The organism is Hymenobacter glacialis (assembly GCF_001816165.1).
GTDB classification, from domain to species: domain Bacteria; phylum Bacteroidota; class Bacteroidia; order Cytophagales; family Hymenobacteraceae; genus Hymenobacter; species Hymenobacter glacialis.
This window is the reverse complement of the sequence record NZ_MDZC01000051.1, coordinates 15885-27463: the sequence shown is the minus strand read 5'-3', so window position 1 is coordinate 27463 and position 11579 is coordinate 15885. Positions and strand designations below refer to the sequence as shown.

The window sequence follows — 11579 nt, the reverse complement described above, 5'->3', positions numbered from 1 at the left end:
AGATGCTTCGGCAAGCTCAGCATGACGTTCTAAAAGAGGATTTTACTGAGGGGGCTGCTGGGGCTCCTGGCTACGGCCTTTCTTACGCTTCTTGCCACTTTTGTTACCGAAGCCATTGCCCCGGTTGTCGCGGTCGCGGCCGTCGCGGTTGTCGCGGCCCTCGCGCCGGTCACGGCCCTCGCGCTGCTGGGGCTGGGGCACGATGAAAGCCTTGGCTATACCCGTACCGGCCGGCATTTCAAACAGGTTATCGCTGTCTACCACGGCCGGGTCAAGCTTGAGCTGGCCGCCCGAAAGCTCCCCCAGATGCCGCAGAATGGTCACGTCCTTGGCATTTTCCTTGTTGTGCTGGCGGTACAGGAACTTCATGGTCCGGCCAATCTGTACGGTGGCCTGTTCGCGCTCGGCGGCGTCCTCAAGGGTCACGGCCTTGGCGATAAGAGCTTCCACGGCCACGCCGTAGGCGCGCAGCTTCGGGCCTTGGCGCGGGTAGGGGACGCGGGCAGGCTTTTCGGTGCGCACGGTGAGGCTGCGCAGCGGCACCGGCGCCTCCAGGGCCACGTCTTCGCCGGCCATGGCGTGCAGGTGGTTCCAGAGGCGGGTTTGCACTTCGGGCAGCTCGCGCAAGGCCGGCTGCAGGCGCAGCATCAGTTGCACTATTTGCCCGGCCCGCTTGGTGCGCTCGGCCACGTCCTCAATGTCTTTGAGGCCCAGAATGAGCTGGTAGGTGCTGTGCCCGTATTCGCGCACCAGCAGTTGCAGGTGGAAGGGCAGGGTGGTCAGGTCGGTCATAAGGTATAATAGAGGGGCGTCGGCGACGGGCCCAGGCCAAAGATAGGTCGATGGATGCATGCCTCGGCCTTGCTGGCGGCAGAAGATTAGTGCAGGCGCAGCTTGGCGAAACTCAGCAGCAGCACTTTCTCGCCCACTTCCTCAAATTGGATGGTGGCTTTGGTAGTGCCCTGCTGCGTTTCGAGGGCACTCACCACGCCAAAGCCGAACTTGGCGTGCTCCACGCGCTGCCCGCTTTGCAGGTTCGACGTATCGGAAGGAGTGAAGTCGGCCGGGGCTACGTATTTGGTGGCCTGCACCTTGCGCGGCGCTACCGGAACCAGGTTCGAGCGTCGCTCAAACACGTGCTGAAATGGCGACTCGCCCGCGCCCGGCCCGGCGGCAAACTTGAAGTTGACGTACTGCGGGTCGATTTCGTCCAGAAAGCGCGATTTCTCACAGCTGCGCAGGTTGCCCCACTGGTAGCGCGAAGTGGCGTAGCTCAGCGTGAGCTTTTTCTCGGCCCGCGTAATGGCCACGTAAAACAGGCGCCGCTCCTCTTCCAAGTCGGCCCGCGAGGTAATCATCATCTGGCTGGGGAAGAGATTTTCCTCCATGCCCACGATGTACACGTTGCGGAATTCCAAGCCCTTGGCCGAGTGAATGGTCATCAGCGTCACGGCCTCGCCCTCCTGGGCCGCGTCCTTCAAGTCGGAATCCGTGACCAGGGCAATGTCCTGCAGGAACGCGCCGAGACTTTTGTCCTCGCGCTCGGGGTCGTCTACGTATTCTTTAATGCCGTTGAGCAGCTCCTGCATGTTTTCGTAGCGCGAGAGGCCTTCGATGCTCTTGTCAGCATACAGTTCCTCCAGCATGCCCGAGTTCTTGGCAATGAACTTGGCTGCTTCAAAGGCATCTTCTTTGGACGCTACGGCAATGTAGCTCTTGATTTTTTCGGCAAATCCCACCACCGGGTTGCTCACCCGTGAGGGCATAAACTGGTCGGCGTTGGCCACCACTTCCCACAGGGTGTGGTTCTGCTCGTCGGCGGTGGTAATGAGTTTGCTGATGGTCGTATCACCAATTCCGCGCTTCGGGTAATTAATTACCCGTCGAATTGCTTGCTCGTCGTTCTGGTTGACGGTGAGGCGCAGATAAGCCACTAAATCCTTGATTTCCTTGCGCTGATAAAAGCTCAGGCCCCCAACAATTTTGTATTTGATATTTAATTTCCGCAACGATTCTTCCATCGCGCGGCTTTGCGCGTTGGTGCGGTAAAGAATAGCAAAATTGTCGTACGACAAATGCCCGTTCATTTTGTCTTCGAAGATGGAAGCAGCCACCAATTTGCCTTCCTCGTTGTCGGAAGCCGCTTTTAGCACCTCAATCAGGGTGCCATCCTCGTTCTCCGAAAATACGTCTTTGCGCAATTGCGCCTGGTTGTTTTTAATAACCGAATTCGCCGCCCAGACAATATTTTTGGTGGAGCGGTAATTCTGCTCCAATTTAAACACCTGTAATTCGGGGTAGTCTTTCTCGAAATTGAGAATGTTGGTAATATCCGCGCCGCGGAAGGCGTAAATGCTCTGCGCATCGTCGCCCACTACGCAAATATTCCGCTCTTTCGCGGCCAGTTTGCGGGTAATTAAATACTGCGAATAGTTGGTGTCCTGGTACTCGTCCACCATCACATACCGGAACATGTTCTGGTACTTATTCAACACATCCACGTGGTCTTTAAACAGCACATTGGTGTTGAAAAGCAAGTCGTCGAAGTCCATGGCGCCGGCCTTGAAGCAGCGTTGCTGGTACTGCTGATACAACACCCCGATTTTGGGCCGGAGGGCCGCCTCGTCGTCGGCCTTGATGGATGCGTCGTTGAGGTACTGGTTCACCGAAATCAGCTTGTTTTTGGCGGCCGAGATGCGGCCCAGCACCAAGCTGGATTTGTAGAGCTTGTCGTCCAGCTCCAGCTCTTTCACAATCTGGCCCATCAGGGTTTTAGAATCCTGAGAGTCGTATATGGTGAAGCTGCGCGGGTAGCCAATCTTGTCAGCTTCGGAACGCAGGATTTTGGCGAACACCGAGTGAAAAGTGCCCATCCACAGGCTGCGGGCCGCTGGGCCCACCACCTTTTCTACGCGGGCGCGCATTTCCTTGGCGGCCTTGTTGGTGAAGGTGAGGGCGAGGATGTTGAACGGGTCCACGCCCTTTTCGAGCAGGTTGGCAATGCGGTAGGTGAGTACCCGGGTTTTGCCTGAGCCGGCACCGGCTATAATCATGCACGGGCCCTCGGTTTGCATCACCGCGGCCGCCTGCGAGCCATTCAGTAGGGATAAATAATCTAGAGCCATCAGCGAATTAAGCCGCCTTTTGGGCGGTTGACAAAGATACGGCCACCGGGTAGGGGGCGCAACGAATTTCTAGCCCCGTGGGCGGGGTTATCTTTGTTCTAATGATTATTATTCAAGAAACGGTCATCTCCGACGACATCGCCGACAACTTTTTTGTCTGCAACCTCGAAGCCTGCAAGGGCGCCTGCTGCGTGGAGGGCGACTTGGGCGCCCCACTCGAAGAGCCCGAGCTCAAGATTCTGGAGCAGGAATACGCCAACATCAAGCCCTTTCTCACCGATGCGGGCCGGGCGGCCATTGAGGCGCAGGGCCTGTACATTAAGGACTGGGAAGGCGATTTCAGCACCACCACCATCGACGATAAGGAGTGCGCCTACGCCCTCTACGACGAGCGCGGCATTCTGAAATGCGGCATCGAGCAAGCCTACCTGGCCGGTGCTACTACCTTCAAAAAGCCCATCAGCTGCCACCTGTACCCCATTCGCATTACCAAATACGAGGGCTTTGAGGCGCTTAACTACGACCGGTGGGGTATTTGCAATCCGGCCTGCTCGTTCGGCAGTACCCTCGGGGTGAAGATATACCAGTTTCTGAAAGACCCGCTTATTCGCAAGTACGGCGAGGACTGGTACGGGGAGCTAGTGCGGGAAATTGAGAACCCGACGCCGGAGAAAAAGTAACAAAAACGCCAAAAAAGAACGTCATGCTGAGCGAAGTCGAAGCATCTCTACCGCGCTACTAATCAATTTTAGTATGGCGGTAGAGATGCTTCGACTGCGCTCAGCATGACGTTCTGGTTTTTAGGCAAGAGCTTACGCCTGCTCCTTCACCACAATCTTTTCGATTTCGTCGTTGGCCTGAATCTGGTCGATAACCTCCACGCCTTCTACTACTTTGCCGAATACGGTGTGCACGCGGTCGAGGTGGGCGGTGTTCTGGCGGTCGTGCACCACGAAGAACTGCGAGCCGCCAGTGTTTTTGCCGGCGTGGGCCATGCTCAGGGCGCCGCGCTCGTGGTACTGGTTGTTGCCGCTGGTTTCGCAGTCAATCTTGTAGCCGGGGCCGCCGGTGCCGGGCTGGCCATTGGCGCCTGCGCGGGTGTTGGGGCAGCCGCCCTGAATCACAAAGTTTGGGATGACGCGGTGAAATTTCAGGCCGTCGTAATAGCCTTTTTCGGCCAGGTCAATAAAGTTTTTAACGGTTTTCGGAGCGTCCTGCTCGTAAAATTCAACCTTCATAACACCTTTCTTGGTGTGGATTTCGGCAGTTTTCATGAATTCTCGGGTTTGGAGGAAGAAATAAATGGTAGGCCCTTTGCGGGGCTGCTATAACAACGAAGGTAGGAAATCGGTTGGGTCCGAAACATCCAAAGGGGTTTCGCATTTCGTAAGCTCGACGGCGAATCCTCATATTCGCAGATATTAATTCTTACAGTACCCAATTCACTTCATTTTTCATGAAAAAGCAATTTGCCCCCCTTTTGGCCGCTTTGGCCACGTCGCTCATGCTGGCTAGCTGCAGCACCGAAACCAAGACCGAAACCGAAGTAGTGGCCACCGACATGGAAGCCACCATGGAAGGTGACTCGTCTCGCATGGCCAAGCCGGAGGGCGTAATGGTAGACGGTGTGGCCATGACGGCTGACAAGGACATCGTGGACAACGCCGCTGGCGCTTCGAGCGTGAGCACGCTGGTGTCGGCTGTGAAAGCTGCTGGCCTGGTTGAAACCCTCAAAGGTGCCGGCCCTTTCACCGTATTTGCTCCCACCAACGCCGCTTTCGACAAGCTGCCTAAGGGTGCTGTAGCTGGCCTGATGGAGCCCGCCAGCAAAGCCAAACTGGCCGGTGTGCTCACCTACCACGTTATCGCCGGTCGCCTCGTGGCTGCCGACCTGAAAGACGGCCAGGAGCTGACCACCGTGAACGGTGAGAAACTGAAAGTAACCGTGAAAGACGGCATGGTGATGGTTGGCAACGGCAAAGATGCCCCCGCTACCGTACAAATCGCCGACGTTATCTCCAGCAACGGCGTGACCCACGTTATTGACTCCGTGATTCTGCCACCTGCTAAGTAAAGCAACTTAGTTCCTGCAAAAAGCCCCGCTGGTGAGAACCGGCGGGGCTTTTTTTTGGATTTCAGGTCGGTTAATGCCGGTTGTCTTCGCCGGCCAGCATGCTCAAGTAGCTGTCGTAGCGGGGGAGGGCGATGCGGCCCTGGTCCACGGCCTCGCGCACCACGCAGCCGGGCTCGTGGGTGTGTTGGCAGTTGTGGTAGCGGCACTGGTTGAGCAGGGCGCGCATTTCGGGAAAGTACCCGGCCAGCTCCGCCGGGGGCATGTCCACAAGGCCCAGTTCTTTGATGCCTGGCGTGTCGATGATGTGGGTGCCGGGGCGCACCTCCAGCATTTCGGCAAACGTGGTGGTGTGCACGCCTTTGTCAGAAAATTCGCTGATTTCGGCCGTTTTCAGGTCCAGGTCGGGCACCAGGGCATTGATGAGCGTGCTCTTGCCCACGCCGGAGTGGCCGGCCAGCAGGCTTACTTTCCCATCGAGCAGGTGGTCGATTTCCGGGACGCCTTCGCCGGTAGTGGCCGCGCAGGTGAGGCTGGGGTAGCCCAGGCTGGCGTACATGCCCGCAATCTCGGCCTGGTACTCGAAACCCTCGGCGTCGTAGAGGTCGGTTTTATTGAAAAGCAGTGTGACGGGCACGTGGTAGGCCTCAGCCGTGACCAGGAACCGGTCGATAAAGCCGAATGACGTGGCCGGCGATACCAGCGTGACGACGAGCAGGGCCTGGTCCAGATTTGCGGCCACAATGTGCGAATGACCGGTTTTATGCACCGAGCGGCGAATGATGTAGTTGCGCCGCGGCACGATGTGCGAAATAACCGCCGCACCTTCGGCCTGCGCTTCTACCGTGAACTCCACGTGGTCGCCTACCGCCAGGGGGTTGCTCACCTTCAACCCTTTTATCTTGAATTTGCCCCGCAGGCGGCACCGGTAGAGCTGGCCGGTTTCGAGGCCGCGCACGATGTACCAGGAGCCGGTGGACTTCACCACCGTGCCGTGCAGCAGGGGGTTGGGGGTAGCAGGAGCAGGGAGGAGGTCGGGAGTCATGAGGCGGTGAGGCCGGGCAGAGCGGCCATTATGGTGCGGGTGGCGCCGGCCTGGCCGTGCACGTAGTCAAGCATGGCGTCCTGGAGCCGCAGGCGGGCTTCCTCGTGATGCCAGAGGTAGGTAAAAGTAGTTTCGAGGTCCGCTGCGCTTGCTACTGGAAACGCGCATTTGAGGGCAACCAACTCCACGGCTTCTTGGAATTTGGCGTAGGTAGGGCCAAAAAACAGCGGCAAGCCAAATGCCGCGGCTTCCAGCGTGTTGTGCAGGCCCTTGCCAAATGCCCCACCGATGTAGGCGTATTTGCCGAAGCGGTAAAGCTGGCTGAGTAGCCCGATATTATCAAAAAGCAGGATGCGGGCCTGGCCCACAGTGGCCGCATCGGCGTGCGAGTACCGCTGCACCAGACCCGGAAAGGCGGCCTCTACCAGGCGCAAATTGGTTTCGGTTATCTCGTGTGGGGCCACGAGCACCCGCAATTCGGGGCCGTAGCGTAGGATGAGGGGCGCCAGAACCGGCAGGTCTTCGGGCCAGCTGCTGCCTACTACCAGCACGGGCGCTCCATCGGCTACAAAAGCATTTACCAGGGGCAGGGAGCGGGGCGACGCTGCCGCCGTGCCCACCACCGTGTCAAAGCGGGTATCGCCGGCTACGCTCACCTGGCGGATGCCTGCTGCCCGCAGGAGCTGAGCCGACGCGTCGTTCTGGGTGAAAATGTGGGCAAAGCGCTTGAGGATTCCTTTGAAAAACCCTCCCCAGGGCTTGAAGAAAACCTGGTCGGGGCGGAAGATGGCCGATACGACCACGGATGGAATGCCCCGCTCATGCGCCTGGTTCAGGAAATGGTACCAGAACTCGTATTTCACAAACACCACGAGCCGGGGCCGGACGACGTCAAAAAAAGCCTTGGCGTTGGACTCGGTATCGAGCGGCAGGTAAAAGACATAGTCAGCGCCGGGCCAGCTCTTTCGGATTTCGTAGCCCGAGGGCGAGTAGAATGTGAGCACCAGCTTGGTGCCGGGATGGGCAAGGCGATACGCTTCGAGCAAAGGCCGGCCCTGCTCAAATTCGCCCAGCGAGGCGCAATGAAACCAGACGCGAGGTGCCGCATCGGCCCCGATGGAGTTCCGAATATGGGCCAGCAAGCCCTTGCGCCCTGCTACCCAGGCGGCGGCTTTGGGCACAAAAGGCGCTACCAGGCGCAGCTGCAGGCCATACAGGCCCAGGGCTATGTTATAGAAGAAGAGCAAGCCCCAAAATTACGCCACGCAACGCCGGCCCGCACGAGCAGCGCCGTTAGAAATTGCTGCTGTGGTCCTCGGCTCGCCAATCGACGGGGCAGGCTTCGCCATTTTTCTCGTAGTGCTGCAACGCATCCACCATGCGCAGCGCTTCGTTGATGCTACGGCCCAAGGGCCGGTCGTTGACGAGCTGGTGCCGCACAATGCCGTCTTTATCAATGAGAAACAGGCCGCGGTACGCCATCGGCGAGCCGGTGTAGGTCATCTCGCCCTGGGCATTGTAGTCGTAATGCCCGCCCAGCACGTCGTAGTTGGCCGCAATTGTTTTGGTGGCATCGGCCACCAACGGGTACTTAACGCCGGCAATGCCGCCCGTATCGCGCGACTTGAGCTGCCAGGCCAGATGGGCGTACTGCGAATCGGTAGAGCAGCCAACCACGGCCACGCCCCGCCGCTCAAACTCCGGCAGACGGTCTTGAAAGGCCAGAATCTCGGTGGGGCAGATGAGGCTGAAGTCGGTAGGATAGAAGTAGAACAGCACGTGTTTTCTGCCCAGGTACCGGTCCAGCGAAAAATCCTCCTCGAAAGTGCCGTCAATAACGGCGGTGGCTTTAAAAGAAGGGGCGCGCTTGCCTACGAGAACTGCCATTTTGAAAGCATTATGAGGTTAGTTGATTCCTTGTACGGGACTTGAGCCCGGCCGTTATGCTACGCCCAGCTTCATGAGGCACAACGGCCGGTCCAGACTAACGGCCCTTAAATTCCGGCTTGCGCTTTTCCACAAACGCTGCCATGCCTTCTTTTTGGTCTTCGGAAGCAAACGTAAGGTAGAAGTTCTTGCGCTCGAAATGCAGCCCCTCGTCCAGATGGGTTTCAAACGAGCGGTTCACCGATTCCTTGGCCAGCCGGGCTGCCACCGGGCTCATGGCCGCAATGCTGGCCGCCAGGCGGTAGGCTTCCTCCAGGTACTGGCCCACCGGTACCACGCGGTTTACCAGCCCCACGCGGTGCGCCTCCTGCGCCGAGATAAACTCGCCGGTAAGTACCATTTCCATGGCTTTGGCCTTGCCCACAGCGCGCGTGAGGCGCTGGGTACCGCCGGCGCCGGGCATGGTGCCTATGCGGATTTCGGGCTGCCCGAACTGGGCCGTCTCCGAGGCCACGAGCATGTCGCAGGTCATGGCCAGCTCGCAGCCGCCACCCAGCGCAAACCCCGACACAGCCCCAATGAGCGGCTTGCGGAACTTGCGAATCTGGTCCCAGGTGCTGAACTGGTCGGTAATGAGCATATCAATGGCGGTTTTACCGGCCATCTGCTTAATGTCGGCCCCGGCGGCAAAGGCGCGCTCGTTGCCCGTTATCACCACCACGCGCACGGCGTCGTCCTCGTCCAGCGCCTTCAGAGCATCACGAATTTCCTGCATCAACTGCAGGTTCAGGGCGTTCAGCTCTTTGGGCCGGTTGAGCTGGATGAGGGCCACGGCCGGGCGGGCCTGGGGGGTAACGAGAATAAATTCCATGAGGTAAGTGTGTCGCGAACTCTCGGTTCGCGGGTGAAATAAATAAGGATGGGCGCGAGGGTTGCAGGCCCCACTACGCAGCGCAAACAAACTGAAAGGTGCTGCGCGTGCGCTGCTCCAGGAGCAGCCGTTTGCCTTCGGTGAGGCGCGCAATGCTCGCTGCATCGTAATTTTTGATGGTAAACAGCGTGAGGCCCGTGTTGTAATGCAGCGTGAACTGCTCGCGCAGCACGTCCAGCAGCTGGCTCACCCGTCGCTCCGAGTAGTCGACGCATACCGAAAAACTGATGGCCGAGTTCTGCATCACGTTAATCTTGAGCTTGGCCTGCGCCAGCGCCGCAAAAATCACCGCCATGTTCTCCTCCGAGATAAACGAGAAATCCTTGCTGGCGAAGGACAGCAGCGTCTGGTCCGTTTTTCGAATAAAGGCCGGGGCCAACGTTGGGTGCTGGCAGTCGTGAATGAGCGTGCCCTCCGCCTCCGGGTCCAGAAACGACTTCACCCGCAGGGGAATATTGCGGTCGGCCAGCGGCTTCAGCGTTTTCGGGTGAATGACCGACGCGCCGTAGTAGGCCATTTCAATGGTTTCGCGGTAGCTAATTTCCGGGTACCGCACGGTATCCGCGAATATCTTGGGGTCAGCGTTGAGCAAGCCGGCCACGTCTTTCCAGATGGTCACGCTCTCGGCCCGTAGGCAGTAGGCCAGGACAGCGGCCGTGTAGTCGGAGCCCTCGCGGCCCAGGGTAGTGGTATGGCCGTCGGAACTTCGGCCAACAAAGCCTTGGGTCACCACGGGGCTCCCTGCCGCGAGGGAGGTTTCTTTTCCACGTAGCATAGCCCACAAGTTAGCTTCGCTGGTGGTCCAGTCCACGCGCGCTTCGCGCCAGTTATTGTCCGTGCCTATAAGGTTGCGGCAATCCTGCCAGCTGCCGTTCACAGCCCTTGCCACAATTCGCGATGAGAGCAGCTCCCCGTAGCTCACCACCTGGTCGTATTGCTGGTCGTAGTTATCGGGATTGGCTCGCGTCTTCGTTAATTGCCGCTGCAGGCCGTCCAGGGACTCGTTCAGCACAAGGTCAACCTCCTGCTTATTTAACAAGGCGCTGGCCACGGTGCGGTGGAAATCCGCCAGCTTTTCCAGCGCAATGCTGTAGTCTTGGCCCGTGAAGGCTAAGTCAAAAATTTCTTCGAGTGCATTGGTTGTTTTACCCATTGCCGATACCACCACGAGCAACGGGCCGGAGTGGGCCTGCACGATGCTCCGCAGGTTTAAAATGGCCGCCGCGTCCTTTACCGACGCCCCGCCGAACTTATACACCTGTATATTTTCCATCATCGGCAAAGGTAAGCGGGCCCTCAGGCTTCACCGAATGCGCTTCAGAAACTTGTTTCCAACTGCCTTGGCTGCCCTGGCCGGAGCGTATAAAACCATGAAGTGTTGGGCGCTGCCTCATCCTGCCCAAAGAATTTCAGCCTTCCGCGAGTAGCTTTGCAAGGCATTCCCGCCCCTTCATATTCGATATTTCCATCCCCATGGACCACAACAAACTGGCCCTGCCCGTTGGCACTACCCTCGACCGTTTCATCATGCGCAAGCAGGAGGATTTTCCCTACGCCACGGGAGAATTGTCGCAGCTGCTGCGCGACATTGCGCTGGCCGCAAAAATTGTAAACCGCGAAATTAACCGCTCCGGCCTCATCGATATTGCTGGCGCTTACGGCAGCCAGAACGTGCAGGGCGAAGACCAGCAGAAGCTCGACGTCATTGCCAACATCCGCTTCATTCGCGCCCTGCGCAACGGCGGCGAAGTATGCACCATCATCTCCGAGGAGGACGATGAGATGATTCAGACCGGCAACAACCAGGGCAAGTACGTGGTGGCCATCGACCCGCTCGACGGCTCGTCGAACATTGACGTGAACGTGAGCATCGGCACTATTTTCAGCATCTACCGCCGCGTATCGCCCACCGGCCGCGATGGCACGGCTGCCGACTGCCAGCAGCCGGGCACCCATCAGGTAGCCGCGGGTTACGTCATCTACGGCTCCAGCACCATGCTGGTGTACACCACAGGAAACGGCGTCAATGGCTTCACCTACGAGCACTCGCTGGGTGAATTCTTTCTCTCCCATCCCGACATTCAGACGCCTAAAACCGGCAACATCTATTCCATCAACGAAGGCAGCTCCGAGTCGTTCTCGCCCGGTGTCGCAGCATTCGTTAAGGAGTGCAAAGACAACAGCTTTTCGGCCCGCTACATTGGCTCACTGGTAGCTGACTTCCACCGCAACCTGCTCAAGGGCGGCGTCTATATCTACCCCGCCACCGCCAAAAACCCCAAGGGCAAGCTGCGCCTCATGTACGAGTGCAACCCCCTGGCCTTCATTGTAGAGCAAGCCGGCGGTAAAAGCTCCAATGGCTACCAGCGCACCATGGAAATTGAGCCCAAAACTCCCCACGAGCGCTGCCCGGTATTCATCGGCAGTATGGAACTGGTGGAGCAGGCCGAGGCCCTTCTGGCCAAAGAGAAGAAGGCCGTCGCTACTAAATAATAACCCTAACGCGCACAAAAAAGCGCC

At 58.4% G+C, this 11579-nt stretch carries 11 protein-coding genes; 3 read left to right on the top strand and 8 right to left on the bottom strand.

From position 1 onward, the window contains the following. Positions 1 to 42 precede the first annotated feature (42 nt). Together BEN48_RS06865 and BEN48_RS06860 are read right to left on the bottom strand one after the other, a co-directional pair. Positions 43 to 792 (bottom strand): DUF4290 domain-containing protein, encoded by a 750-nt coding sequence (locus BEN48_RS06865; protein ID WP_070733864.1) that lies wholly within the window; start codon positions 790 to 792, stop codon positions 43 to 45. Positions 793 to 878: 86 nt separating this feature from the next. Then, positions 879 to 3125, bottom strand: coding sequence for an ATP-dependent helicase (locus BEN48_RS06860; protein WP_070733863.1), 2247 nt, complete (start codon positions 3123 to 3125; stop codon positions 879 to 881). Between the two features lie 101 nt (positions 3126 to 3226). Between BEN48_RS06860 and BEN48_RS06855 the strand changes: the two genes are divergently transcribed. After that, a complete protein-coding gene (locus BEN48_RS06855; protein ID WP_070733862.1) occupies positions 3227 to 3805 on the top strand; it encodes a DUF3109 family protein in 579 nt (192 codons plus the stop codon). A 132-nt stretch (positions 3806 to 3937) separates the two neighbouring features. Here BEN48_RS06855 and BEN48_RS06850 read toward each other — a convergent pair whose 3' ends face one another. Beyond that, positions 3938 to 4399 (bottom strand): peptidylprolyl isomerase, encoded by a 462-nt coding sequence (locus tag BEN48_RS06850; RefSeq protein WP_070733861.1) that lies wholly within the window; start codon positions 4397 to 4399, stop codon positions 3938 to 3940. Positions 4400 to 4581: 182 nt separating this feature from the next. Here BEN48_RS06850 and BEN48_RS06845 point away from each other — a divergent pair, with 182 nt between their 5' ends. After that, the gene (locus BEN48_RS06845; protein ID WP_070733860.1) at positions 4582 to 5199 is read left to right on the top strand and encodes a fasciclin domain-containing protein; all 618 of its coding nucleotides are present in this window, start codon (positions 4582 to 4584) and stop codon (positions 5197 to 5199) included. Between the two features lie 70 nt (positions 5200 to 5269). On the opposite strand, the gene rsgA is transcribed toward BEN48_RS06845, so the two are convergent. The 5 genes from rsgA to BEN48_RS06820 all read right to left on the bottom strand — a co-directional run bounded on the left by rsgA (position 5270) and on the right by BEN48_RS06820 (position 10335). Further along, positions 5270 to 6241, bottom strand: coding sequence for a ribosome small subunit-dependent GTPase A (gene rsgA, locus BEN48_RS06840; RefSeq protein WP_193408661.1), 972 nt, complete (start codon positions 6239 to 6241; stop codon positions 5270 to 5272). Further along, positions 6238 to 7488, bottom strand: a complete 1251-nt coding sequence (locus BEN48_RS06835; protein ID WP_070733859.1) for a 3-deoxy-D-manno-octulosonic acid transferase — start codon at positions 7486 to 7488, stop codon at positions 6238 to 6240. The genes rsgA and BEN48_RS06835 overlap by 4 nt, the downstream gene beginning before the upstream one ends. Before the next feature lie 46 nt (positions 7489 to 7534). Next, complete coding sequence (locus BEN48_RS06830) at positions 7535 to 8128, bottom strand: peroxiredoxin (protein WP_070733858.1); 594 nt, start codon at positions 8126 to 8128, stop codon at positions 7535 to 7537. Positions 8129 to 8225: 97 nt separating this feature from the next. Beyond that, positions 8226 to 8999 (bottom strand): enoyl-CoA hydratase-related protein, encoded by a 774-nt coding sequence (locus BEN48_RS06825; protein WP_070733857.1) that lies wholly within the window; start codon positions 8997 to 8999, stop codon positions 8226 to 8228. A gap of 73 nt (positions 9000 to 9072) precedes the next feature. Beyond that, positions 9073 to 10335 carry an aspartate kinase gene (locus tag BEN48_RS06820; protein WP_317043683.1) on the bottom strand — a complete coding sequence of 421 codons (1263 nt, stop codon included), beginning with the start codon at positions 10333 to 10335 and terminating at the stop codon, positions 9073 to 9075. 197 nt (positions 10336 to 10532) lie between these two features. Here BEN48_RS06820 and fbp point away from each other — a divergent pair, with 197 nt between their 5' ends. Continuing rightward, positions 10533 to 11552, top strand: coding sequence for a class 1 fructose-bisphosphatase (fbp, locus tag BEN48_RS06815; RefSeq protein ID WP_070733856.1), 1020 nt, complete (start codon positions 10533 to 10535; stop codon positions 11550 to 11552). Positions 11553 to 11579: the final 27 nt, after the last annotated feature.